Here is a 24258-nt window from a genome sequence, read left to right on the forward strand (position 1 = left end):
GATTTTCGAGAACTCTTACATGAGAATTGTATGAAGAAGCACTCTTATGGTGCGCTTATAAGCGTGCTTTTTCTTTTGTTATATTTATAATAATACGAAAGCCTTTCCCTAACAGGTGACTATCTTTCTTTATATATATAGATAGTTCAAAATGGAATAAAAATAATTCCTTTATGTAAAGGATAATATGGATATTATAGGAAGACAATAGAAATTAAAGGAAATTCATGTGAAATTCAAATGAACTTCATATAAACTTCATATTAAAAATTAAATATAATTATAATAGGTTATTGTGATATTTTTGATTTTTCATAAAATTAAAAGTTTGAATTTAGGAGGTATTGCTCAAACCTAAATTCAAACTTTATTGAAGTAATTAATGGATATTACGTCTAGTTTTCGCTAATGACGGCATTTAAAAGTTCGGCAGGATTACCTGTTCCTGCACCGCCAATTGTAATAGATCCACCAGAAGGAATTTCACCATTCCATCCTGCGTTCGTAATTACATAATGATTATTTGTTTTACTACTAATTTTAGAATCCCAAACTTGTGTTAAATTGCCGCTATAATCAAATTCTAATTTCCAATTTTTAATAGGAGTCGTTCCATTATTTTTGATTATAATCGAGAAGTTATAACCGCTGCCCCAATTCGAAGTGACTGAAAATGTAGCAGTACCATTTCCATCAGGAGGTGTCGTATTAGCTTCATCCGTTTTGACAGTAAGAGCGGTAGGTTGTGATTTATTTCCAGCAGCATCTTTGGCAATTACCGAAAATTTGTATTCCGTATTAGGTTTTAAGTTTTTAATTGTAATGCTATTTGTTGTTGTACTCCATTTCTCTTCTCCAGCAGTAATTTCATATTCCGTAACTCCTACGTTATCAGTAGATACAGTCCAGTTTAATTGAACTGAGTTTGAACTTTTATTCGTAACTACAATGTTTTTAACATTCGTTGGTGGCTCAGTATCTTTTTGACTAATAGGTCCACCAAGTAATTCTTTTACTAGCGTATCAAGTAATTTTGGACCACTGCAACTATATTTTGGACTTGTACGGCAATCTCCGCTTAGTTCCCAAAACATTGCTCCACTTAAACCTTTCGTCTTTATATAGTCTGTTTTGTATTTCATAGATTCATTGTCATCGTAGCTAATAAATGTGCCTGTAGTTGCATTATATAAGTAAGGTACTTTAGCTGTGTCATTCCAGTAGCGTACAAAACCATTTTTATTAACGTAATTGGCTGCTAAATCACCGTAATCATACACACCTGTGTCACCGGTAGAGTAATCATCCCAAGTACCTTTAGAAGCAAGTTTCCCATCACTACCTGGTTTGCAAGGTTGATATTGTCCGTTATTTTCTTTGCCACAACTTTTCCAGCCACGTCCGTAAAAGGGTACGCCTAATACTAGTTTATCGACTGGAACACCTTCATTTGTATAAACATTTATAGCACCATCTACGTAAAAATTCGTATTTGCTGCTGGGTCATTTGGATCCTTATATAGAGCTGCATTATGATTAGAAGTAGCTTCCCATCCGCCGTGGAAATCATATGTCATAATATTAATCCAATCGAGTATTTGAGAAATTTTCTTTAGTTCTGTATGATCAGCGTAGCGTTGACTTGCACCTGAAGCGATTGTTAGTAAATATTGTTTGCCATCTTCAGCACCTGCTTTATTCAAAGCATTTCGGACGTCTTGAAGAAGGAGAGTGAAATTTTGTTTATCTTCAGGACGATAACTACCACCAGGAATCGTTTCAACGCCCGGATATTCCCAGTCTAAATCTACGCCATCAAACCCATATGCGCGAAGAAAAGCTACTGTAGATTCAGCAAATACTTTTCTTGTTTTTTCATCAGCGGCCATATCAGAAAAGCGGTTAGACCAAGTCCAGCCACCAACGGAAATAATTGTTTTTAAGTGAGGATATTTAGCTTTTAATCGTTTTAGTTCCCCGAAATTTCCGCAACGGGCATATTTATCGCAATCTTCCCAAGTTGTCCCTGAGCCAGGATACGATTTGGTAACATCAGCCCATGGTTCACCGAGTACGAGAGTACCATTAGGAACCTCTTTATTTTGCAATGGTACACCAGATTCTTTACAGTTCCACGTTTGTTTATTTGGATTATCAGGATGAGTAGAAGGGTTTCCATGTTTTCCGTTCCAACAAATATCCGCGAAAGCATAGTTAAGGTGAGTAAGTTTTGATGCATCAATGTCAGCAACTTGATAATTACGTCCGTAAACGCCCCACGAAGGAAAGTATCCAACAATTTTTTGACTTTGCTTTGGTGAATCTGCTAATGCGAGATTTGGATTAATAAAATTTGTGAGAAAAAGAGGTAAGAAAAGTAGTAGAGATAGTAATAACAGTGTGAATTTTTGAGACCTCATAGCCATTTCTCCTTTCAAAATAAAAGATATATTTAAAGGCATACGCCAATAAATCAAAATGAATCTAGACGTATAAAACGTCTAGATAAAATGATCAGACATCACGAAGTCTATACAAGGGAGCTGGGGGTGATTAAATCGTAACAAATGTAAGATTTAGTGTAAACGCTTTATTAAATTGAAAAAGACTTTCTCAATACAAAAAGGCTTGAATACAAACTGTATATGAAAACGAAAGATCGGTATGGGAGGAAAAAGCTCATTATAAATAAATTTGAGAAAAAATTGTATGGAGCCAATTATTAAAGACGTAGAAAGATAAGGAAATATCATGTAAAATAATAGTAAAAATATGTAAAGGAGGGAATAGTGTGGATGTGTTTTTGAACATTGCTGAAGAAAAAATTCGACAAGCAATACGGAATGGTGATCTTGATTATCTTCCGGGAAAAGGAAAACCACTACAATTAGAAGATCTTTCAATGGTACCTCCAGAACTTAGAATGAGTTATAAAATTTTAAAAAATGCGGGAATGATTCCACCAGAAATGGAACTACAAAAAGATATATTAAAAATAGAGGATCTAATTGCTTGCTGTTATGATGAAGAAGAGAGAAAGAAATTACGAGAAGAGTTAACAGCAAAAACGCTTCGTTTTCAGCAGGTAATGGAAAAGAGAAAGATTAAAGATAGTTCAGCTTTTCGTATGTATCAAGACAAAGTATTTCGTAAATTACGCTAAGAGGGATAAGATGACTACATTTAAAACGATAGAAGAATTAGCGAACTATATCGAAGAACAACAATTGGTACTTCTGTTTATTAAAACGGAAAATTGTGGTGTTTGTGATGTTATGCTAAGAAAAGTAAATTGCGTATTAGAGAATTATGATTACGTAGAGAAAATAGAGATATTACTACAAGACATGCAAGAGATTGCGGGGCGATATGGAGTATTTACAGGGCCAACAATTTTATTATTTCATAATGGAAAAGAAATTCTTCGTGAATCACGCTTCATTTCACTTGAAAATCTAGAGAGAATCATTCAATTATTCGAGGAATAGGGGAGGCTTTTATATGGGATTTATTATTGTCATACTATTATTTGTTGTAGTTGGAATAATCGTAACAGCAGTTCGATCGAACAAAAAGAAGGTGAACTTGGCGAAACAAAATAACATACATAATTCATCTAACAGCTCATCACCATTATTTTTCTTTGCTGGATCGGATAATGATAGCTCGCATGATGGCGGTTCACATGATTGTGGAGGGTCTTTTGGGGGAGATAGCGGGGGAAGCTGCGGTGGCGGTGGTGATTGATGAAAATGCGCCTTATATAGGCGTATTTCTTTTTAAACAAACGTTTGATTAGTTGGCTTACATATGCATAAACACAGTTAAACAAACGTTTGATTAATATTTTTAACATACTAAGGGGAATGGAAATGAAAAGGGAACCGAAAGTGAAAAATAAGGGGAAAATAGTGTTATTTTTATTAGCTGCGGGAGGCGTGTTTTTTGTTAAATTAGCATTTAAGTTTGGAACCATACATATGATTCGAACTTGGTTTGAAAGTACGTTTTCTTAAATAAGGAATATAGCCTCTTGCGATAGAGGTTTTTGATTTGTTATTATTAAACTGAACGGTCGGTTTAAAGAGGTGTGAATATGAGAAGAAGCGCAGAAGAGATAAAGAAAGAAATTGCATATAAAGCAAAAAGTCTATTTTCACAGAAAGGCTACGCAGCTACATCTATGGAAGAGATTTGTGAAATTACAGAGCGAAGTAAAGGAAGCATTTATTATCACTTTAAAAGTAAAGAAGAATTATTTTTATTTGTAGTGAAACAGCATACGTATGATTGGGTTGAAAAATGGAATGAAAAAGAGAAGTTGTATAGCACTAGTACTGAAAAACTATATGGTCTCGCGGAATATCATGTAGAGGACATACAGCAACCAATTTCAAATGCAATAGAGGAATTCTCTATGAGTCAAGTTGTAAGTAAAGAGATTTTGGAGGAACTATTAGCTTTAACTAGAGAATCATATGTTATGTTTGAGAAATTAATTGAAGCAGGTATACAGTCTGGAGAGTTCCGTGAAGATAATACTCGTGATCTTATGTATATTGTGAATGGATTATTATCAGGGCTTGGAGTACTTTACTACGAGCTAGATTATAAAGAGTTGAAGCGTATTTATAAAAAGGCAATAGATGTATTGTTAAAAGGAATGGCAGCTGAATAATAGGTCAGTTGCTTTTCTTACAAAATAAAATAGACCGAACGGTCGGTTTGTAAAAGGGGGATGAAAATGAACGCTTTATTTAAAAACCGAGCATTTATGCTCGTTATGGCATCTGATATTTTACAACAATTTGCAATTTGGATCAGAAATATGGCTCTTTTATATTTCATAATGGAGCGAACGAATAATGATCCGGTTTCTGTTTCTTTGTTATCAGTTATGGAATATGCACCTATTTTTATTTTCTCGTTTATCGGTGGTGCGCTAGCTGATCGCTGGAATCCGAAAAGAACAATGGTCGCTGGAGATGTATTAAGTGTACTGTCTATTATAGGAATTGTCCTGTTGTTAAAGCTGGATTATTGGCAGGCTATATTTTTTGCAACACTCATTTCCGCGATTGTAGGCCAGTTTTCTCAGCCCTCATCTTCGCGCATATTTAAGCGCTATGTAAAAGAAGAAGAGGTAGCAAATGCAATTGCATTTAACCAAACATTACAGTCATTATTTCTGATTTTTGGACCAGTGGTAGGATCGCTTGTGTATACACAACTTGGTTTATTTACGTCACTATATAGCTTAATCATTTTATTTTTGTTATCTGCTATCGCCCTTTCATTTTTACCAAAATGGGTTGAAAAAGAGCAAGTGGCGAGAGATTCATTAAAAAATGATATAAAAGAAGGTTGGAAGTATGTTCTTCATACGAAAAATTTACGTATGATTACGATCACTTTCACCATTATAGGCTTAGCTGTTGGATTAACAACTCCATTAGAGGTGTTTCTTGTAATAGAACGCCTTGGAATGGAAAAGGAAGCAGTTCAATATTTAGCTGCAGCTGATGGAATAGGTATGTTAATTGGTGGTATTGTTGCTGCAATTTTCGCTTCAAAAGTGAATCCGAAAAAAATGTTTGTATTCGGTATGGGCATATTAGCAATGTCATTTTTAGTAGAAGGGCTATCTACATCATTTTGGATTACTAGTTTCATGAGGTTTGGAACAGGTATTTGTTTAGCTTGTGTTAATATTGTTGTCGGTACGCTTATGATTCAACTTGTACCAGAAAATATGGTTGGAAGAGTAAATGGGACGATTTTACCACTGTTTATGGGGGCAATGCTAATTGGAACTTCACTAGCTGGAGGATTAAAGGAACTAACTTCACTAGTTACTGTGTTTTGTATAGCAATGGCACTTATTTTATTAGCGATAGGGCCAGTTCTACGTATGCAAATAAAAAAAGAAGATGTTGCTAATAAAGAGGCACTAACAAATTCGTTAGCTTCGAAATAACTATTGTAAGGGAGCAATATTGCTCCCTTTTTCTTTGAGGAACTTTTGACAACTATATGAGCCAATTATATACTGATGTTGTAAAAACGATTTTACAGGTTAGGAGCAATGGTGTGAAAAATCAAATCTATGAATTACGTACTGAAAATAATATTTCACAAGGCGCATTAGCTGATAAATGTAAGGTTTCTAGACAAACGATAAATGCAATTGAGAATAATAAATATGATCCAAGTTTAGCGTTAGCGTTCCGTTTAGCTGAAGTATTAGGAACAACTGTTGATAAATTATTTTTGTACAAGCAGTAGAGTCGTTCATTATAAGTCGCACCTTTAAAAATAAAAAAGATCCTCTTCTTATGAGAAGAGGATCTTTTCTTATAGCGTTTTAGTCTTTGGACTAGGTGGTGTAACGGATGTATTATTTTCTGGAACTCTAGTTAGTAAGAATCCTCCGATAATAAACAGAACAATAATACTAAGAACACCAGCGTTTGTTTTTCCTGTTAATTGGGTTGTAACACCGACTAATACTGGACCCATAATCGCGGCAAACTTGCCAAATATATTATAAAATCCGAAGAATTCATTTGCAGATTCTTTAGGTACTAGTTTTGCAAAGTATGAACGACTTAGTGCTTGAATACCACCTTGAGATGTAGCAACTAACATTGCTAAAATCCAAAAATCAAGTGTCGTTTTTAAGAAATAAGCATATGTGCAAATAATGATATAAATAATGATACCGACATATAACATTTTTTTACCAGTAAATGTTTCAGATAGTTTTCCATATAGTAAAGCAAATGGACAAGCGACAATTTGTGTTACAAATAATATGATTAATAGATTCGTTGCACTAATACCGAGATCGGTTCCGTAAGCGGTAGACATAGTAATAATCGTATCGACTCCGTCAATATAGAAAAAGTAAGCGATTAGAAACATAAATACAGTTTTATATTCTTTAATATTTTTAAAAGTATCAGCAAGGCGTTTGAAGCTCATTCTAATAGGTCTTGGATGACGTTCAATATAGTGCGTTTGCTCTACGTTTTTTAGCATTGGAATTGTAAATAACCCCCACCAAAGAGCTGTTATCGCGAATGAAATTTGACTAGCAATGCCAACTGATAAAGGGATAGTTCCTTTTTGAGCAAGAATGATAAGAGTGATACAACCGATAAATGGAATAGTACTCCCAATATAGCCTAAAGCGAAACCTCTCGTAGAAATTCGATCCATTCTATCTTCAGAAGTGACATCTACTAAAAATGCATCATAAAAAATGTTTGCTCCAGCAAAGCCGATTAAGGCGAGCATATAGCACCCTAGCAATAAGTACCACTGAGAGGTTGGAATGACTGCTAACATACTTGTAAATACGATACCGAGTCCAAAGAAGAATGTGAAAAAACGTTTTTTAAATCCTTTATAATCAGCAACTGTGCCAAGAATAGGAGCAAGTATAGAAATTAAAAGTGTTGCGAATGAGTTTGCATATCCCCAATATGCTGTTGAAGTTGCCCCAGATAAACCCGCTTCTTTTGCAGCTGCTTTAAAGTAAATTGGAAATAATGCAGTTGTAATGACGAGCGAATATACGGAGTTCGCCCAATCGTATAATATCCAGCTTTTTTCTTGTCTGGACATTTTTTTCATATAATGTTCCCCCTCAAATTTGTTTTACTAACAGTGTACAAAAATAAAAATTATAAAAAGAGAAACAATGATGAATTTTACATAACTTTTACATATATACACAGTTCTTTACAATTGGAGTAAATCCTCTACAATTGATCCGTCTGTTTCACCTAAGTGTAAACCGAGTAGTCTAGCGATAGTTGGGCCCTCATCAATAAGTCTCATATACGGTATGGTAATGCCGCTTTTTATCCCTTTCCCAGCAGCGATAAAAATTGTTTCATAGTTAGGTTTTGTTGGAGAGTATCCATGCGTACCAAATGTATATTTTTTACTAGGCGTAACATCTTTTTCGGTAATTTCTTTTATAAAATCTCCTGTATAGTTTTCAGTGAAATAATACCCTTCTCGTGCTTCTAACATGAATAAACAATTACCGTCTGCACCGCAGTCTTTGGCAGCTTCATCATGAAGTATAAATTCAATTCCGTTTTGTTTATTTTGAAGTAGTTCTTCAAGGAGTAGTTGTACCTCCCGAATTGTATCCGTATCATTTTTGTCCTTTACATATACATAGGCAGAGCCGTCGCAACTTTGGCAATAGGCTTTCCAGTCTACTAATTTTCTTTTTTTATTAAGAGATATAAGTCCTCTTTGATGGAATAGCACATTTAATTGGATGGATTTGTTTTCACTTAAAGCGCTATGATCACCAAGGGCAATAATTGTACTTTCTTCGTATAAGTCACTTTCTTTTAGTGCTTGAATAATTTTCCCTAGACGTTCGTCGTGTCTCTGGATAGCAGCTATTGTTTCGTTAGATTCAAAGCCGTGATAGTGTCTTTGTGTGTCTAAATCGGTGAAATGTACGAACATGACATTAGGCTTTTTCGTCTGGATTGTATGCACAGCAGAGGCGAGGACGAAATCATCCAGCTCTGGTTGTGATAAACCATTTCTTATATGGCCGAAACGACGATTTAAATCTAATTGGTATAGTGGGCTACCGCTAAATAAGGAAACTAACACTTGATTTTGCCAAGGTCTATTTGGAAAAATTTCTGGTAAATTGTAATCGATGTTCGCTCTTCCAGTAACAGGCCATAGAAGGGCAGCTGTCGTTAAATTTGCTTTGCGCGCTTCATCATACAATGTTGTTCCTTTTATTGATTTTCGATACCAATGCCAATCAGGTGATTCACGCCCTGGTTGAAGTAACGTATTGCTAACAACACCGTGCTTGTTAGGGTAATTACCGGTTACGATTGTTGAGTGGCTTGGATATGTTACAGAAGGATAAATTGGTTCTACTTTTTCGACAACCGTGCCCTTTTTTATTAGAAATTGGAAATGAGGTAGTTTTTGTAGTATAGGAAAATCTAAAGCTGATAAACAGTCGAATGATAAAATAATGACATGGTTTGTTAATGCTTTATCCATAAAGTTCCCTCCTGATTATATAAAACCTATTCTTATATATTACTATTAATACCTAGTAATAAAAATATATTTTAAGGTGAAAATTTATTATTTATTTTCAGAAAAATTAAACATATAATTAAGTATAAGGGAATCTATGGAAGGAGGAAACACTATGGATTGGTTAGATGGATTTGGTATCTTTTACATCATTGGCGGAATCACGATTATCCTTGTATTTGCTATTTCATATTTACTAAAGAAACGGTTTCCAGACAAACAGTTCGATATTATATTTGCACTTAGTTTAATACTTCTTTGCTTAGCGTCCTTTCCCGTTACAATGATTGTTATTGGTGGGTGGGAAGGAATGGGATATGGATTTATTGGTTTCTTCGTCCTACTTGGTACACTTATCGGTATGATTGCGCATCAACTTGTGAAAATTACGCGGAAAAGCTACGTATAAAACTGCAAAAAATGAAAAGAATATATAAAAATAAGAAAATTAGCTATTGTTTTAAAAAAGAATTTGTATTATGATAATCAACAAATTTATTTCGTTATAACGATGAAAAAGGACTAGTACATGTTCAACCTTTTTAGCAGAGAGAGAATCCGTCAGGCTGAAAGATTCTTAAAAAGGCAATATGGAACCTGCCTTTGAGTTCTGCATATGCAGCGGGAATTTCCCGTTATCAAAAAGAGAGCATGCGTAATTTTTGTGCATGAATCAGGGTGGTAACGCCGACAAAGCTCGGTCCCTATTTAGGGACGCGGGCTTTTTTGTATTTTCTAGAAGGAGGAAGACTGACTATGGCAAAAGAACAAGTGCAAGCCATTACGAAGATGGAAGAGGACTTTGCGCAGTGGTATACCGATATTGTAAAAAAAGCCGAACTTGTTGATTATTCAAGTGTAAAAGGATGCATGATTTTACGTCCGTATGGTTATGCCTTATGGGAGAATATGCAGAAGGTGATGGATGAGAAGTTAAAAGAAACTGGCCATGAAAATGTATATATGCCAATGTTTATCCCAGAGAGTTTATTGCAAAAAGAGAAGGATCATGTTGAAGGATTTGCTCCTGAAGTAGCATGGGTTACGCATGGCGGAGATGAAAAGTTAGCGGAAAGACTTTGTGTACGTCCTACATCTGAAACTTTATTTTGTGAGCACTTTTCAAAAATTGTGCAATCCTATAATGATTTGCCAAAGTTATATAATCAGTGGTGTTCAGTAGTTCGTTGGGAGAAGACAACTAGGCCATTCCTTCGTACGACTGAATTTTTATGGCAAGAGGGTCATACAATCCATGAAACGGCAGAAGAATCGCAGACTGAAACATTAAATATTTTAAACTTATATGCTTCTTTCTGTGAGGATTATTTAGCGATACCGGTTATTAAAGGACAAAAAACAGAAAAAGAGAAGTTTGCTGGAGCAAAGGCAACTTATACAATTGAAAGTTTAATGCATGATGGAAAAGCACTTCAAACAGGAACCTCTCATAACTTTGGAACGAATTTCTCTAAAGCATTTGATATTAAGTTTTTAGATCGTAACGGTAAGTGGCAATATGTGCACCAAACATCTTGGGGTGTATCAACAAGAATGATAGGCGGGCTAATAATGGTTCATAGTGATAATAATGGACTTGTAATGCCACCAAAAGTCGCTCCAGTGCAAGTTGTTATTGTACCAATTGCTCAGCATAAAGAAGGAGTTTTAGCAAAAGCAACAGAGTTACAAGCACATATTCAAAAGGTTGCACGAGTAAAAATAGATGCTAGTAATAAAACACCAGGCTGGAAATTTAATGAGTATGAAATGAAGGGGATTCCAATTCGATTAGAAGTTGGCCCTAAAGATATTGAAAAGAATCAAGTTGTACTTGTAAGAAGAGATACGAAGGAAAAAGAGTTTGTACCAATGGATCAATTAGAAGAACGTATTCCAGCATTACTTGAAGAAATTCATATTGCTTTATTTAATAAAGCAAAAGCATTTCGCGATGAGAATACGTATGTTGCGACAAATTTCGAAGAGATGAAAAAAATAGCTGACGAAAAGCAAGGCTTTATTAAGGCAATGTGGTGCGGGGAATTAGCTTGTGAAGAAAAACTAAAAGAAGAAGTTGGCGTATCTTCACGGTGTATGCCTTTTGAGCAAGAGCATTTAGCTGAAGAATGCATTTGTTGTGGTAAAGAAGCTAAACAAATGGTGTATTGGGGAAAAGCGTATTAATACTTTTTCTGATAGGTGATAAAAAGGACTTTGGGCTGCATAATAAAATGTAATCCAAAGTCCTTTTTAGTTTTATACAGTATTTCATGTATTCTTTAGATGGAAGGATATTGCTCTTATTTTACGTTTTTACGACGAATAAACAGTAACATACCGATTAGGAATGTTGAAAGACCCATTAAAATAGATATAGGGTAATGCGTTGCAGTATTAGGTAATTTATCACCTTGTTTTTTCGTATTACCTTTTACATTACCCCCTTGAGAACCGTTGCCCTCCTGAGAATTGCTATCGCCTTTAACACGATTGCCACCTTGAGAGCCATTACCCCCTTGAGAACTGCTATCACCTTTAACACGATTGCCGCCTTGAGAGCCATTGCCGCCAGAACCGTTACCGCCAGAACCATTGCCACCAGAACCGTTACCGCCAGAACCATTGCCACCAGAACCGTTACCGCCGGAACCATTGCCACCAGAACCGTTACCGCCAGAACCATTGTCACCAGAACCAGTATCGTCCTGAGAACCGTTATTTCCTGGAGGTATATTATTATCCTTTGAGTTTCCTTCTGCAAAATGATCGCTATTTTGTACAATAGCGTTTGTTAATGGTTGGAAGTTTTCAGTTGCAGCATTACCGATATTTAAACCGCTAAAAAAAGATAAAGAGAGTGTTGATGCTAAAATGAAGATTTTCGTCATGGTTTTCCTCCTAAGAGATTAATGTTCCATCTAAAATACATCCCTTTGTAATATTTCTTAGGAAAAAGAGTTTTATGCAAAAAAAACTATATATAGAAAAAGGTGGTGTATTTGTCAAAGCAGAAAAGAGTTAATGTAGATTTCCTGCAAATAGTAGAGGGGGAGAATTTACATTTATAACGGTAGAGGAAGTGGCAGCAGATGAAAGAGTATATAGCGTTTGATATTGGCGGTACGCAAATTAAGTATGGTATTGTTTCAGAAATAGGGAGAGTATTAAAGCGTAAAACAGTTGCAACAGAAATTCATTTAGGCGGAGAACAAATTATTCAAAAACTTATATATGTATCCAAAAAAATAATGAATGAACATACTATTGCCGGAATCGGTATTAGCACTGCGGGAATTGTTGATATTAATAAAGGAATTGTGACGGGAGGTGCGGATCATATTCCGGGATATAGTACTATTCCTATTATTGATAGATTGCAAGAGATATTAAAAGTTCCAGTATCGATTGACAATGATGTGAATTGTGCAGCGTTTGGAGAAAAGTGGAATGGTAGTGGAAGAGAGAAAGATAACTTTATTATGCTCACCCTTGGAACAGGGATTGGGGGAGCAATTTTTATAGATGGAAAATTGTACCGAGGACATTCATTTAGTGCTAGTGAATGGGGGAATATGTTAATAGAAGGAAAAACGTTTGAAGAGGTTGCTTCGATTTCAGGATTAATTCGACTTGTAAGCAAATATAAAGGCAAAGGCAAGTGGAATGGGAAAAGAATTTTCGAGTTGTATGATAAAGGAGATCGGGAAGTTGCTCAAGCAGTTGGGATTTTCTTTAAACATTTGGCAATCGGAATTAGTAATCTTGCTTATATTTTTAATCCAGAAACGATTATTATTGGTGGAGGAATTACCGATAGAGGAAATGAGTTTTTAAAAGAAGTAAAAGAAGAGGTCAGTAAATACTTAAATCAAGAGATTTATAATAATTGTGAGATTGAACTTGCGCAAAACGGTAATTGTGCAGGAATGATTGGTGCTATTTACCACTTCTTACATCATCATAAGTAAATTATATGAATGTTTTCATATAACTGAGAATTTATCCTTTTTATCGCTAGGTAAATAATGCTACAATATAAGAGAAGAATACAATATTTTCCGATTTGGAAAATGCTTTGTAGAAAGGGAGAAACTTCATGCCTATTATTTTAGAAAAAGGTCAAAAGATCGATTTAACGAAAGGACAACCAAAAGTAGCAAAACTACAGGTTGGCTTAGGCTGGGATCCAATTGGGCAATCAGGTGGATTTCTGTCTTCATTATTTGGAAGTAAACCAAATGTAGATTGTGATGCATCTGTTGTTATGTTAGAAGGAGATCGTTTTTTAAACAAAAATGATTTAGTTTACTTCGGAAATAAACTTTCTACTTGTGGTAGTATTATTCATTCAGGAGATAATTTAACAGGTGAAGGCGCTGGTGATGACGAAACAATTTTCGTAGAATTACATAAAGTTCCAAGCCGTATTAATCGTTTAGTATTCGTTGTAAATATTTATGACTGTGTAAATCGTCGTCAAGATTTCGGGATGATTCGTAATGCATATATTCGTATTCAAAACCCGCAAACTGGTGAAGAATTAGCACGCTATAATTTATCGGATAATTATGCTGGCAAAACAACTCTAATTGCAGGTGAAATGTATCGTCACGGAAGTGAATGGAAGTTTTCAGCAGTTGGAGAAGGCACGCAAGATAAAAACTTAAGTGAGATTGTATCACGTTATCAATAAAATAACCGAGGAGGAATTGTATATGGCATCAATTTCATTGAAAAAGGGACAAAAGGTAGACTTAACAAAAACGAATCCAGGTCTTTCGAAAGTTCTTGTAGGACTTGGTTGGGACACGAATCGTTATGACGGACAAAACGATTTCGACTTAGATGTTAGTATTTTCTTAGTAGGCGCGAATGGTAAAGTTTCAGGAGCTGAAGATTTCGTTTTCTATAATAATCCAAAAGGTGCGAATGGTGCTGTAGAGCATTTAGGAGATAACCGCACTGGTGAAGGTGAAGGCGATGACGAAGCGATTAAAGTAGATTTGAAAAATGTTCCTGCTCACATCGAACGTATTTGTTTCACAATTACAATTTATGATGGAGAAGGCCGTAGCCAAAACTTCGGACAAGTTTCTAATTCTTTCGTACGTATTCTTGATGAAGAAAAGAATGCAGAATTAATTCGTTACGATTTAGGAGAAGATTTCTCTATTGAAACAGCCGTAGTAGTAGGTGAATTATATCGTCATGCAGGTGATTGGAAATTCAATGCAATCGGAAGTGGATTCCAAGGTGGATTAGCGTCTCTATGTAATAACTTTGGTTTAGATGTAGAGTAATAGATTTGATTTATATATCCATCGGTGAAATGTATGTTTACTGATGGATATATTTTTAAAGATAAAAATATAGAGGTGAATATAGATGGTTATTCAATTACAAAAAGGCCAGAAAATCGATTTAGGTAAGACAAGCCCTGGTTTAACAAAAGCAGTAATTGGTCTTGGATGGGATATTAAATCTTATGACGGCGGAGCCGATTTCGATTTAGATGCATCTGCCTTTTTATTAGATGCAAACGGAAAATGTACGAAGGAAACTGATTTTATCTTCTATAATAATTTACAGTCTCCTTGTGGATCTGTTTTACATACAGGAGATAACCGTACAGGTGAAGGTGAAGGTGACGATGAGCAACTTGTTGTGGACTTGAAGAAAGTTCCAGCAGATGTGCACAGAATTGCTATTACAGTTACGATTTATGATGCAGAAGGCCGTAGTCAAAACTTTGGGCAAGTAGGAAATGCGTTTGTTCGTTTAGCGAATGAAGAAACGAGTGAAGAAGTTCTTCGTTTTGATTTAGGGGAAGATTTCTCCATCGAAACAGCAGTTGTCTTTTGTGAATTATACCGTCATAATGGACAGTGGAAGTTTAATGCAGTAGGAAGTGGATTCCAAGGTGGTTTAGGTGCGCTTGTAAGAGCGTATGGCTTGGATGCATAGAAAGGAAACGATATTCGTTTCCTTTTTTTGACCTTTCTATAAATCTAGCAAAGAATAGGGGATAAAGGTAAGATGAGTATTTTGCAAGGAATCCTTGATACGTATGCTCAGTTTTTCGACTTGGACATGTGGATTAAAGTGTTGCAGGATCCAGTATCTTGGGGATTAATTGGTACACTTGTTGTACTTGAAGGATTATTATCTGCTGATAACGCACTTGTGTTAGCGGTAATGGTAAAACATCTTCCGGAAGAAAAACGTAAAAAAGCATTATTCTATGGACTTATTGGAGCTTATGTGTTCCGCTTTATTGCGATTGGAATCGGAATGTTCTTAATTAAATTATGGTGGGTAAAACTTCTTGGTGCACTTTACCTTGCTTGGTTATCAGTAAAATACTTTATTGATAAGCGTAAAGGTGCAAGTGAAGAAGACGAAGCTCACGGTATGAATCAAAATAGTATTCTCTTTAGAATGTTTGGTGTCTTCTGGGGAACAGTTGCGATGGTTGAATTAATGGATATCGCATTCTCTGTAGATAGCGTACTTGCTGCATTTGGTGTATCTAATGAAGTTTGGATTTTACTATTAGGCGGAATGCTAGGTATTTTAATGATGCGTGGTATTGCTGGTGTATTCTTAAAATTGTTAGAGCGTATTCCAGAGCTTGAAACGACAGCATACATTTTAATCTTAATTATTGCAGCAAAAATGTTACTGTCTTTAATCGAGATTGAGATTAGTCATACACTATTCTTTATTATTTTAGTTGTAGCATTTGGAGCAACATTTATACTTCACTACATGAAGAATTCTGGACAAGCTAGAGAAGAAGTTGCAGCTACTAAAGAAGACAATAAATAATTGAAATGGGTTTGCTCGTTTTGCGAGCGCCCATTTTTTATAACCAAAAATAGTTTATAATAGAAGAAGGACTTAGAAAAAACGTAAATGTTTTTGGAGGTGAACTGTTGTGTTTTCACGTTTTACACTTCAACCATATGTATTAAAAGATGAATCAGATTTAAAGCAATTTGAAACGCTTTTAGAAAAACGCCCACAATATGAGCTGACAGAGAATGAGATGAAATTTAGTTATATAGCATGTCGAATCCTTGGCGTTCCTAATGATGTAGATGAATATTTTAATGAACTGTTTGATTATAGTGAAGCGAAAGGAATCGAAGTTTTACACGAACAAAATTTAAACAAAGTGATTGATTCGGAAAAGCTTCGTCATATTCAAGAAGTGTTCGGATTACATCAAGAAGCACCAAATGGTCTGACAGTAAATAGGCTAGTTGCACACTTATCTGGGAAACAACTTTTACCGAAAGTAGACAATCCTGATTTACAGCATTACATACATACGACGTTTATTTCACTATTGAAATTATATGAGAAGCAACATAATCAGTCGTTAAAGACAGAAGGCTTCCGTCGTTTCTTAATCGACATAATTAAACTAAGCGAAAATTACGTAGCGAAGTGGTTCTCTACGATTAACTATAAGAAACAAATGCCGCGTATCATTTGGTACGGTGATGCACAGGAAAGCCGTATATATTTCTTATACTTTCTTATTATGCTCGGTTGTGATGTGCTTTATTATCACCCAGAAGGAAAAGATGGATTTGAAAATATTGATGAAGAGGGAAGAACTTTTGTTGTATCTCATTCAAGTCGCATTTCGCTTGAACCATTCCCTGATCGTCGCCGTGAGCGTGTTGCAACAGTAGCGTATCAAGCTTCGAAAGAAATTGAACAAGTACTTCACCACGATAATTCACTGCTGTACAAGCCGTGGCAATTCCGTTCCTATACGCCTGTAGCTCGTACACTAAAAACAACATATGATGAACTCTTTTTAATTACGAAAGAAAAGGCGTTTGTACGCCCGACATTCTTTGTTGAAAATAAACACATTTATATCCCTTCTTTATTTGCGAAAATATCCGGCGTTTCAAAGAATGATAAAGAATATTTTCAACGATTAAAGGCTGTTACATCATTTGATAACAGTTTATTAATTAATACATTCCCATTTACGAAAGAGCAAAAAGCAAACTTCCAATATCATTATCGAGATGCATTGGACCGAGCTGGGAAATTGCATCCTGATCTAATTATGAATAGCCATTGGTGGCCGCATAAGCGTTTACCGGAAGGTTTACAGCATGGAATTGCAGAAGCGATTATCCATACGTGTGAAAGTGAAATGTGTAAACCAATTGCGAAAGAGACGAAACAAGATGTAGCGCTATATGTTTTCGCGCAACTTTCTCAAATACCACCGAATATTTTAGAACAGCTTGAGAAATTTGATTATTCACAAGATGTACCGAAAATTGTTATATTTAATAATGAGAAGAGTGGAGAGTTAACTCGTTCTGATGCTGTTTTATTACTATTTTTGAATCAAATTGGAGTAGATGTATTTCATTTCAATCCAACGGGAAGAAACGATATTGAACCGTATATTGAAGCGGGGGCATTTGATTCACATTGGCTTGAAGAGGTTAATTTCGATCTTGAGTTTCATGGTTCATCAGCCTATAAAAATTTATCACAAACAATAAAAGGACTATTTCGTCCATTTTTATAAGGAAAGGGAGAATACCATATGAATAACCCAGTCGTACTAGATCCGAAAACAGAATTAAATGAACAAACAGCACAAGATGTTCGCTTACAACTTAGACAAGATGCGGATGTACAACGTATTTATAATGCGGTAGATATTAAAGATCAATTAGAATTAATTGAACTTGGAAAAGAACCTTCTATGGAAATTTCACGTTTTGCTGATCAAATTTTACATACAATGTCATTATCAAAGATAGAAGATTCTGGTGAATTATTAAAACAGCTTGGTAAAATTATGGACCGATTCGATAGTAAAGACTTTGCGGAAGAGAAAAGCGGTTTCTTTTCACGTATGTTTAAAAAAGCGGATAAAATGATTGAACAAATTTTTAGCAAGTATCAAACGATGGGCCGTGAAATTGATAAAGTTTATGTGGAAATTACGAAGTACCAAGATGAGATGAAAAAATCAATTGGTACGTTAGATGGCTTGTATGAGCAAAACTTAAAATATTATCTAGACTTAGAGAAGTACGTAGTAGCAGGAGAAATGTTATTAGAGCGTTTAAATACAGAGTTAGTTCCGATGTATGAAGAGCGTGTACGTAATAATGATCAATTAGCAGGTATTGAATTAGAGTCGCTTAAAAACTCTGTTGAAATTTTAGAACAGCGTATTGACGATTTAGAAAAAGCACGTATGGTTGCGTTACTTACAGCACCACAAATTCGTATGATTCAACGTGGTAATAATAAATTAATTGGTAAAATCAATACAGCATTTATTACAACGATTCCTATCTTTAAAAATGGTATCATTCAAGCGGTAAATGCGAAGCGTCAAAAGCTTGTTGCAGATTCTATGGCTGAACTGGATCGCCGTACAAATGAATTACTTAAGAAAAATGCACAAAATATCGCAACGCAAAGTGTAGAAGTAGCGAGATTATCAGGTTCTTCTAGTATTAAGATGGAAACACTTGAGGAAACTTGGAACATTATTTCAAGAGGTATGCAAGAAACACAACAAATTGAAGAGCAAAACAAACGTGAGCGTGAAGAAAGCCGCAAACGTATGGCTACATTAACAGAGAACATCAAAAAAGAATTACAAGGATAAAGTGAAACTTTAATCAGTGGGGTTTTGTTCATCCCCACTGATTATTAGCCCACACCAATCGGATGTTTATGGGCAGTTAATCTCCCACCTAGTTTCTTTATTCTAGCTAAATTTTGAGGTGGGGGTTTTACTGCCCGTTAATATGGGGTAAATGAAAAGGCAATGAGGAATATTCCTCATTGCCTTTTTAGTTTCTCTTCACTAATTTAATAATCTCATTCACAACAAGTGGAATGATACTTAATAAGAGAACGAATCCCCAATCTCGCATCGTTAATGCATGTACACCGAATATATTTGCAAGGGGCGGGATGGAGATGATACAAACTTGCATAAGAACACCGATAAGAAGGGAGAAAACTAAATATTTATTTGTAAAGATCCCAATTGAAAAAATTGATTTCGTTCTTGAACGCAAGTTAAATGAATGAACGAGCTGAGAAAAACTAAGAACGACAAATGCCATCGTTTGAGCGTGTAATAGAGCATCGTCATCAATTCGCTCTGGGAAAAGAGGGAATAAATTTGTATCTCCAGTATAGAATTTTGCTCCGGCGATAAAAGCTATTAGCGTTAAAAGTCCAATGATAACTCCATTGAAAATCAGGAAAGGAACGCTGCCACTAAATAAGCTTTCTTTCGCATGTCGTGGTTTTTCCTTCATCACATCTGGATCTTCAGGATCAACCCCAAGTGATAATGCAGGCAGTGTATCTGTAATTAAATTCACCCATAAAATATGAATAGGTCGTAGTGGTGTTGCCCAGCCGAGTAAAATTGCTAAAAATAAAGCGATAATTTCTCCGAAGTTACAAGAGAGTAGGAAGAGAATTGATTTTTTTATGTTGCGATAAATGTTTCTACCTTCCTCAACAGCTTTCACGATAGATGAGAAATTATCATCTGTTAACACAACATCTGCTGCCCCTTTTGCAACGTCTGTTCCTGTAATGCCCATCGCTACGCCGACATCGGCTTGCTTTAAAGATGGTGCATCATTGACGCCATCACCAGTCATAGAAACGATATTTCCTTTCGCGCGTAATGCCTTTACAATTTTCACTTTATGCTCTGGAGAGACTCTAGCGAATACATTTAAATGATTAATTTTGCTAGCTAGTTCTGTATCAGAAATGTTATCTAATTCAGTTCCAATCATAATTTCCGATATTTCTTCAGCAATGCCAAGTTCTTTGGCAATTGCAAAGGCGGTATCTTTATGGTCACCAGTAATCATAACTGTGCGAATACCGGCTTTTTTACATTCTGTAATTGAATCTTTCACTTCAGTTCGTGGTGGATCAATCATACCGACAAGACCAATAAAGATAAGATTTTCTTCAAGATGATTTATATCCACATCGTTTGAATTGTATTGTTTAAATGCGAATGAAAGTACTCTTAAAGCTTCTTGAGACATTGCTCCGGCAGCTTCTAATATTTGATTTTTATCAGAATCAGTTAAAATCTCAATTTTGCCGTTTTTAAAAATATGGGTACATCGAGGTAAGAGCTTATCAATAGCGCCTTTCGTCATGCTATAGTAGCTTTCATCGTATGTATGTACGGTTGACATCATTTTACGATCTGAATCGAAAGGTACTTCGTTAACACGTTCATGTATTTTTTCTAAATGATCTTTTTGCATGTTAAAAGTGGTTCCAGCAACGAGAAGTGCAATTTCAGTCGGGTCTCCCGTTTGTGATTCGTTATTGTAAGAAGCATCATTACATAGCACCATATTTTCTAACAATAGACGTTGCGCATCATTATTTACATTTAAACTTTCTAAGCGATCGTATGTGTTATCACTATAAAAGTGAGTAACGGTCATTTTATTTTGCGTTAACGTACCTGTTTTATCTGAACAAATAATTGTGACAGAACCGAGGGCTTCAACAGCTGGTAGTTTCCGAATGATAACGTTTTGTTTAATCATACGTTGCACACCAATTGCAAGAACGATGGAAACGATAGCTGGCAAGCCTTCTGGAATAGCTGCAACGGCTAAACTAATAGCAGTCATAAACATTTCTAACGTATCCCGGCCTTGTAAAAAACCGATGAGGAACATAACGATACAAATAGCTACAGCGACAAAGCCTAAATATTTTCCGACTTGTGCTAAGCTTTTTTGAAGTGGTGTCATATCATCGTCTGCTTCATGTAAAAGGGTAGCAATCTTACCAATTTGTGAGTTCATTCCAGTTTCAACAGCAACACCGACGCCTCTTCCGTATGTTACAAGAGTGGACATAAATGCCATGTTTTTTTGATCGCCGAGTGGTACTTGCTCATCACTTTGCATGGAAGGGTGGTAGATTGCATCTTTATCAACAGGGACAGATTCACCAGTTAGAGCAGATTCTTCAACTTTTAAATTTGCGGTTTCAATAAGGCGTAAATCGCATGGGATATATCGTCCGGCGTCGAGCATAACGATATCACCTGGAACGACGTGCTCAGATGGAATTTCTTTTAGTTCACCATCTCGCTTGACGATAGCTTTAGGTGTCGCCATCTTTTTCAATGCCTCTAAGGCTTGTTCTGCTTTCGATTCTTGGACGACACCGATAACAGCATTTAAAACTACAACGAGCGCAATGATACTTGCATCTGCCCATTCACCTACAAAGGCAGAAATAAGGGCTGCAATAATAAGGACATATACGAGGACGTCATTAATTTGGGCGAAAATACGCTGCAATAAAGTGCGTTTTTGTTTTGTAGCTAATTCATTAGAACCGTATTGCTTTAAACGTTCACTTACAATTTCATCTGTTAAACCGTGTTGTTCGTTTGTTTCTAGGTCAATTAATGTTTGATCTTTCGTCTTACTGTACCAATTGCTCATAAGTAAGCACCTCCAGTAAAAACAGTTAGCAATGGTAGTGTTGCTATTATTTGTGAGTAGTATGTATGGAGAAAAAATCTAAGGTGAGGTTCTACTTCTATTGTACAATATTTTACAGTTGGTTGAGGGAAAGAGAAGAGTTGTCATGAATTTGTTGGAAATAAAAAAGAGCCTCATATAAGAGAGGCTTTTTTACTTTTTAATTAATGTACCTAATTCTTCTGTAATAGCTTGCATTTCACTAATGCTGAATGTTTCACGTTTCATAACATGATCATAAATGTCACGTAAATCTTCGTACATTTCTTCGTTAAAACTAGCAGCTCTCATCGCTCCAGCATTAACCATACGTAATTTTTCTTTAATAGCTTCGACCATGTATTCAACGTTTTCTTCTGACTTTACGGATAAATCCACCGAAGTGTCCCCCTTTAAAATAACATAAGGCTATCTTAACATTTTTTATCATTTTCGTTAATGAATCTTTTCAATCCCATTAAATTAGTAGGGATTTCCTTTATATTTAATAATTGGTTGTTTATACTATAAGTATATATTAAGAAATGCACCAAGAAGGGAAGAAACAAAAATATGGTTCAAGTATTGTTTGTTTGTCTTGGGAACATTTGCCGTTCTCCGATGGCAGAAGCGATTTTTCGAAATCTTGTCGTAAAAGAGGGACTTGAAGAGAAAATTGTCATTGATTCTGCAGGAACTGGAGATTGGCATGTTGGCCATCCGCCACATAAAGGAACACAAAAAATTTTAAAAGAAAATGCAGTCACTTTTGAAGGAATTAAAGCAAGGCAAGTAGAAAAAGAAGACTTAACAAAGTTTGATTATATTATTGCCATGGACAACAAGAATATAGCAGATTTAAAAAGTTTAGGTAAAACTGGAGGCTATATTGGTAGGCTGTCCGATTTTGTTCCAGACGGTGGCTGGACAGACGTTCCCGACCCTTACTATACAGGGAATTTCCAAGAAGTATATGACCTTGTAACAGAAGGGTGTGCAAAGCTATTAGCTTTCATTCGAAATGAACAAGGAATATGAGGAAGCTTAGAAAGAAATACTTTCTAACATAAGAAATGAAAGGGTGAAGGAATATGGCAAAGAAAAATAATATTGCTCGAAACATTGCGATTGGTGTAGCTGCAGGTGTAGCTGTATCTATGTTGAAGAAAGAAAATCGTGAAAAAGTAAAAAATACTGCAGAAAAAGCAAAAACAAAGATGATTGAAATTGGCGAAAATGCAAAGATCAAAGAAAAAGTGCAAACTGTTACAGATAAAGGACGCGAACTTGCTGATTTCAATGTGGTAAAAGCGAAAGTAGCAGAAATTAAAAAATTAACGCCATCTGTTGTAGAGACGTTAAAAGAAACGAAAGAAATTTTTAGTAAGAAAAAAGTTGAGCCAGAAGAAAAGCCAGAAACGATTGAAATTCAAGCTGTATCTCCAAAGGTAGATGAGTTGAAAGTAGAAGAAGAGCCAATAGTTGCTGAAGATGGTGGTATGAAAGAAGCGCGTGAATTATTTATGAAAGACTCAAATGCAGTGGAAAAAAAAACTGAAGCGTACATTGAGTTAAAGCAAGATAAAGAAGAGAAGAAAAGCGTTTAAACATATATGAGAAAAATTTTAGAAAAGGTGAGAAGAAATCGTACTTATTCGTTTGGTAAAGATTTATATGACCGGACGATGCGCGATGATGTAGCGGGCTTGGCAGCACAGCTCGCTTATTTCTTCTTGCTTGCAATTTTTCCTGGGCTCGTTTTCTTAATTACGCTTCTTGGATTTATTCCCATTCAAACAGAGGATGTGCTTAGTTTATTAGAGGTTTATGTACCAGATGATGCAATGAACTTAATTGAGGTAAATGTAGATAAAGTTGTAAACCAGCAAAATGGTGGTTTATTATCATTTGGTTTATTATCCATGTTATGGTTTGCCTCAAATGGTGTTAATGCGGTTATGAATGCTTTTAACCGCGCTTATGACGTGAAGGAAACACGTTCTTTTATTACAACAAGAGCGTTATCAATTGTGTTTACATTAGCTATTATTTTTATGATTGTCTTTGCGTTAATTGTTCCGGTATTCGGACAAGTTATTGGAGCAGCAGTGTTTAAAGCACTCGGTTTATCAGATAGCTTTTCTTTCGTATGGAGCATTACACGATTAGTAGCGAGTTTCTTCGTGCTATTTGCTTTGTTTAGTTTCTTATATACATTTGCACCAGATCGAAAGTTAAAAAGAAGAGAAGTTATTTCAGGGGCGTTATTTGCTACTGTAGGATGGATTGTGGTATCGTACTCATTTGCTTATTATGTAGATAAGTTTGCGAATTACGCCAATACATATGGTGGTCTCGGTGGTATCATTATTTTAATGTTATGGTTTTACTTAACTGGATGGGTAATTTTACTTGGCGGTGAAATTAATGGTTTACTCCACCATTATAGAACCGGTGACAATAATTCCCGTAATGAATAATGAGCTCTTGTTCCATAATAAAAAGGAACAGGGGGGATATTTCATGAGTAATAATAAAAAGAACCATAATAATAAAAGTAATAATAAACAAAAGAGCAGTTCGCATCCAAAGCATAAAACGAGTAGCAGTGCGA

At 35.5% G+C, this 24258-nt stretch carries 25 protein-coding genes and 1 other annotated feature; of the genes, 19 read left to right on the top strand and 6 right to left on the bottom strand.

What is annotated here, in order from left to right; translation table 11 throughout:
- Window positions 1–395: 395 nt before the first annotated feature.
- On the bottom strand, window positions 396–2420 hold the full coding sequence (locus tag DN399_RS02255; RefSeq protein ID WP_086388556.1) for a glycosyl hydrolase family 18 protein: 2025 nt from the start codon (window positions 2418–2420) through the stop codon (window positions 396–398).
- A gap of 371 nt (window positions 2421–2791) precedes the next feature.
- Here DN399_RS02255 and DN399_RS02265 point away from each other — a divergent pair, with 371 nt between their 5' ends.
- The 7 genes from DN399_RS02265 to DN399_RS02295 all read left to right on the top strand — a co-directional run bounded on the left by DN399_RS02265 (window position 2792) and on the right by DN399_RS02295 (window position 6285).
- Window positions 2792–3163: a DnaJ family domain-containing protein gene (locus tag DN399_RS02265; protein WP_000382375.1), complete on the top strand. Its 372-nt coding sequence runs from the start codon at window positions 2792–2794 to the stop codon at window positions 3161–3163.
- Between the two features lie 10 nt (window positions 3164–3173).
- Window positions 3174–3488, top strand: a complete 315-nt coding sequence (locus DN399_RS02270) for a thioredoxin family protein (RefSeq protein WP_000206514.1) — start codon at window positions 3174–3176, stop codon at window positions 3486–3488.
- 13 nt (window positions 3489–3501) lie between these two features.
- The gene (locus DN399_RS02275) at window positions 3502–3747 is read left to right on the top strand and encodes a hypothetical protein (protein ID WP_000505774.1); all 246 of its coding nucleotides are present in this window, start codon (window positions 3502–3504) and stop codon (window positions 3745–3747) included.
- Window positions 3748–3872: 125 nt separating this feature from the next.
- A complete protein-coding gene (locus tag DN399_RS02280) occupies window positions 3873–4016 on the top strand; it encodes a hypothetical protein (RefSeq protein ID WP_000817973.1) in 144 nt (47 codons plus the stop codon).
- Between the two features lie 80 nt (window positions 4017–4096).
- On the top strand, window positions 4097–4678 hold the full coding sequence (locus DN399_RS02285; RefSeq protein WP_001254452.1) for a TetR/AcrR family transcriptional regulator: 582 nt from the start codon (window positions 4097–4099) through the stop codon (window positions 4676–4678).
- 66 nt (window positions 4679–4744) lie between these two features.
- Complete coding sequence (locus DN399_RS02290; RefSeq protein ID WP_044307350.1) at window positions 4745–5977, top strand: MFS transporter; 1233 nt, start codon at window positions 4745–4747, stop codon at window positions 5975–5977.
- 56 nt (window positions 5978–6033) lie between these two features.
- On the top strand, window positions 6034–6285 hold the full coding sequence (locus DN399_RS02295) for a helix-turn-helix transcriptional regulator (RefSeq protein ID WP_002023181.1): 252 nt from the start codon (window positions 6034–6036) through the stop codon (window positions 6283–6285).
- 69 nt (window positions 6286–6354) lie between these two features.
- Here the strand turns inward: DN399_RS02295 and DN399_RS02300 are convergent, their stop codons facing one another.
- Window positions 6355–7638, bottom strand: a complete 1284-nt coding sequence (locus tag DN399_RS02300; protein ID WP_049106496.1) for an MFS transporter — start codon at window positions 7636–7638, stop codon at window positions 6355–6357.
- A 108-nt stretch (window positions 7639–7746) separates the two neighbouring features.
- Window positions 7747–9060 carry an alkaline phosphatase family protein gene (locus DN399_RS02305; RefSeq protein WP_149149306.1) on the bottom strand — a complete coding sequence of 438 codons (1314 nt, stop codon included), beginning with the start codon at window positions 9058–9060 and terminating at the stop codon, window positions 7747–7749.
- A gap of 154 nt (window positions 9061–9214) precedes the next feature.
- On the opposite strand from DN399_RS02305, the gene DN399_RS02310 reads away from it, so the two are divergent.
- The gene (locus DN399_RS02310) at window positions 9215–9508 is read left to right on the top strand and encodes a YesK-like family protein (protein WP_000383850.1); all 294 of its coding nucleotides are present in this window, start codon (window positions 9215–9217) and stop codon (window positions 9506–9508) included.
- A gap of 93 nt (window positions 9509–9601) precedes the next feature.
- Window positions 9602–9808: a binding site (T-box leader), on the top strand.
- Between the two features lie 47 nt (window positions 9809–9855).
- On the top strand, window positions 9856–11286 hold the full coding sequence (gene proS / locus DN399_RS02315; protein ID WP_006927466.1) for a proline--tRNA ligase: 1431 nt from the start codon (window positions 9856–9858) through the stop codon (window positions 11284–11286).
- A 116-nt stretch (window positions 11287–11402) separates the two neighbouring features.
- Here proS and DN399_RS02320 read toward each other — a convergent pair whose 3' ends face one another.
- Window positions 11403–11990 (bottom strand): LPXTG cell wall anchor domain-containing protein, encoded by a 588-nt coding sequence (locus DN399_RS02320; protein WP_149149307.1) that lies wholly within the window; start codon window positions 11988–11990, stop codon window positions 11403–11405.
- 201 nt (window positions 11991–12191) lie between these two features.
- Here DN399_RS02320 and DN399_RS02325 point away from each other — a divergent pair, with 201 nt between their 5' ends.
- The 7 genes from DN399_RS02325 (at window position 12192) to DN399_RS02355 (ending at window position 18772) form a co-directional block, all read left to right on the top strand.
- Window positions 12192–13070 (top strand): ROK family protein, encoded by an 879-nt coding sequence (locus tag DN399_RS02325; RefSeq protein ID WP_149149308.1) that lies wholly within the window; start codon window positions 12192–12194, stop codon window positions 13068–13070.
- Between the two features lie 128 nt (window positions 13071–13198).
- Complete coding sequence (locus tag DN399_RS02330) at window positions 13199–13795, top strand: TerD family protein (RefSeq protein WP_001121586.1); 597 nt, start codon at window positions 13199–13201, stop codon at window positions 13793–13795.
- A 22-nt stretch (window positions 13796–13817) separates the two neighbouring features.
- Window positions 13818–14402 carry a TerD family protein gene (locus tag DN399_RS02335; RefSeq protein WP_000146726.1) on the top strand — a complete coding sequence of 195 codons (585 nt, stop codon included), beginning with the start codon at window positions 13818–13820 and terminating at the stop codon, window positions 14400–14402.
- Window positions 14403–14487: 85 nt separating this feature from the next.
- Window positions 14488–15066: a TerD family protein gene (locus DN399_RS02340; protein WP_000236643.1), complete on the top strand. Its 579-nt coding sequence runs from the start codon at window positions 14488–14490 to the stop codon at window positions 15064–15066.
- 72 nt (window positions 15067–15138) lie between these two features.
- The gene (locus DN399_RS02345; protein ID WP_000025704.1) at window positions 15139–15930 is read left to right on the top strand and encodes a TerC family protein; all 792 of its coding nucleotides are present in this window, start codon (window positions 15139–15141) and stop codon (window positions 15928–15930) included.
- Window positions 15931–16039: 109 nt separating this feature from the next.
- The gene (locus tag DN399_RS02350) at window positions 16040–17671 is read left to right on the top strand and encodes a YceG family protein (protein ID WP_149149309.1); all 1632 of its coding nucleotides are present in this window, start codon (window positions 16040–16042) and stop codon (window positions 17669–17671) included.
- An 18-nt stretch (window positions 17672–17689) separates the two neighbouring features.
- Window positions 17690–18772, top strand: a complete 1083-nt coding sequence (locus DN399_RS02355) for a toxic anion resistance protein (RefSeq protein ID WP_001064409.1) — start codon at window positions 17690–17692, stop codon at window positions 18770–18772.
- Window positions 18773–18959: 187 nt separating this feature from the next.
- Here the strand turns inward: DN399_RS02355 and DN399_RS02360 are convergent, their stop codons facing one another.
- Together DN399_RS02360 and DN399_RS02365 are read right to left on the bottom strand one after the other, a co-directional pair.
- A complete protein-coding gene (locus DN399_RS02360; RefSeq protein WP_086385311.1) occupies window positions 18960–21626 on the bottom strand; it encodes a cation-translocating P-type ATPase in 2667 nt (888 codons plus the stop codon).
- A 192-nt stretch (window positions 21627–21818) separates the two neighbouring features.
- Complete coding sequence (locus tag DN399_RS02365; protein WP_000366196.1) at window positions 21819–22043, bottom strand: DUF1128 domain-containing protein; 225 nt, start codon at window positions 22041–22043, stop codon at window positions 21819–21821.
- A gap of 174 nt (window positions 22044–22217) precedes the next feature.
- On the opposite strand from DN399_RS02365, the gene DN399_RS02370 reads away from it, so the two are divergent.
- From DN399_RS02370 to DN399_RS02380, 3 genes are read left to right on the top strand one after another with little or no spacing between them, the layout of a single operon-like run.
- Window positions 22218–22682: a low molecular weight protein-tyrosine-phosphatase gene (locus DN399_RS02370; RefSeq protein WP_000250916.1), complete on the top strand. Its 465-nt coding sequence runs from the start codon at window positions 22218–22220 to the stop codon at window positions 22680–22682.
- Between the two features lie 53 nt (window positions 22683–22735).
- On the top strand, window positions 22736–23251 hold the full coding sequence (locus DN399_RS02375; RefSeq protein ID WP_001085389.1) for a DUF4075 domain-containing protein: 516 nt from the start codon (window positions 22736–22738) through the stop codon (window positions 23249–23251).
- A gap of 6 nt (window positions 23252–23257) precedes the next feature.
- Window positions 23258–24124, top strand: coding sequence for a YihY/virulence factor BrkB family protein (locus tag DN399_RS02380; protein ID WP_001226536.1), 867 nt, complete (start codon window positions 23258–23260; stop codon window positions 24122–24124).
- Window positions 24125–24258 lie beyond the last annotated feature (134 nt).

It is taken from the genome of Bacillus sp. AR4-2, assembly GCF_008274865.1.
Taxonomy (GTDB): domain Bacteria; phylum Bacillota; class Bacilli; order Bacillales; family Bacillaceae_G; genus Bacillus_A; species Bacillus_A cereus.

What these genes read in the sequence shown, in the direction of transcription:
- DN399_RS02330 (WP_001121586.1), top strand. Translation starts at nt 13,199, where the DNA reads ATGCCTATTATTTTAGAAAAAGGTCAAAAGATCGATTTAACGAAAGGA.
- DN399_RS02310 (WP_000383850.1), top strand. Translation starts at nt 9,215, where the DNA reads ATGGATTGGTTAGATGGATTTGGTATCTTTTACATCATTGGCGGAATC.
- DN399_RS02355 (WP_001064409.1), top strand. Translation starts at nt 17,690, where the DNA reads ATGAATAACCCAGTCGTACTAGATCCGAAAACAGAATTAAATGAACAA.
- DN399_RS02285 (WP_001254452.1), top strand. Translation starts at nt 4,097, where the DNA reads ATGAGAAGAAGCGCAGAAGAGATAAAGAAAGAAATTGCATATAAAGCA.
- DN399_RS02300 (WP_049106496.1), bottom strand. Translation starts at nt 7,638, where the DNA reads ATGAAAAAAATGTCCAGACAAGAAAAAAGCTGGATATTATACGATTGG.
- DN399_RS02275 (WP_000505774.1), top strand. Translation starts at nt 3,502, where the DNA reads ATGGGATTTATTATTGTCATACTATTATTTGTTGTAGTTGGAATAATC.
- DN399_RS02375 (WP_001085389.1), top strand. Translation starts at nt 22,736, where the DNA reads ATGGCAAAGAAAAATAATATTGCTCGAAACATTGCGATTGGTGTAGCT.
- DN399_RS02345 (WP_000025704.1), top strand. Translation starts at nt 15,139, where the DNA reads ATGAGTATTTTGCAAGGAATCCTTGATACGTATGCTCAGTTTTTCGAC.
- DN399_RS02320 (WP_149149307.1), bottom strand. Translation starts at nt 11,990, where the DNA reads ATGACGAAAATCTTCATTTTAGCATCAACACTCTCTTTATCTTTTTTT.
- DN399_RS02295 (WP_002023181.1), top strand. Translation starts at nt 6,034, where the DNA reads ATGAGCCAATTATATACTGATGTTGTAAAAACGATTTTACAGGTTAGG.
- DN399_RS02305 (WP_149149306.1), bottom strand. Translation starts at nt 9,060, where the DNA reads ATGGATAAAGCATTAACAAACCATGTCATTATTTTATCATTCGACTGT.
- DN399_RS02370 (WP_000250916.1), top strand. Translation starts at nt 22,218, where the DNA reads ATGGTTCAAGTATTGTTTGTTTGTCTTGGGAACATTTGCCGTTCTCCG.
- DN399_RS02290 (WP_044307350.1), top strand. Translation starts at nt 4,745, where the DNA reads ATGAACGCTTTATTTAAAAACCGAGCATTTATGCTCGTTATGGCATCT.
- DN399_RS02335 (WP_000146726.1), top strand. Translation starts at nt 13,818, where the DNA reads ATGGCATCAATTTCATTGAAAAAGGGACAAAAGGTAGACTTAACAAAA.
- DN399_RS02255 (WP_086388556.1), bottom strand. Translation starts at nt 2,420, where the DNA reads ATGAGGTCTCAAAAATTCACACTGTTATTACTATCTCTACTACTTTTC.
- DN399_RS02325 (WP_149149308.1), top strand. Translation starts at nt 12,192, where the DNA reads ATGAAAGAGTATATAGCGTTTGATATTGGCGGTACGCAAATTAAGTAT.
- DN399_RS02380 (WP_001226536.1), top strand. Translation starts at nt 23,258, where the DNA reads ATGAGAAAAATTTTAGAAAAGGTGAGAAGAAATCGTACTTATTCGTTT.
- DN399_RS02280 (WP_000817973.1), top strand. Translation starts at nt 3,873, where the DNA reads ATGAAAAGGGAACCGAAAGTGAAAAATAAGGGGAAAATAGTGTTATTT.
- DN399_RS02270 (WP_000206514.1), top strand. Translation starts at nt 3,174, where the DNA reads ATGACTACATTTAAAACGATAGAAGAATTAGCGAACTATATCGAAGAA.
- proS (WP_006927466.1), top strand. Translation starts at nt 9,856, where the DNA reads ATGGCAAAAGAACAAGTGCAAGCCATTACGAAGATGGAAGAGGACTTT.
- DN399_RS02360 (WP_086385311.1), bottom strand. Translation starts at nt 21,626, where the DNA reads ATGAGCAATTGGTACAGTAAGACGAAAGATCAAACATTAATTGACCTA.
- DN399_RS02340 (WP_000236643.1), top strand. Translation starts at nt 14,488, where the DNA reads ATGGTTATTCAATTACAAAAAGGCCAGAAAATCGATTTAGGTAAGACA.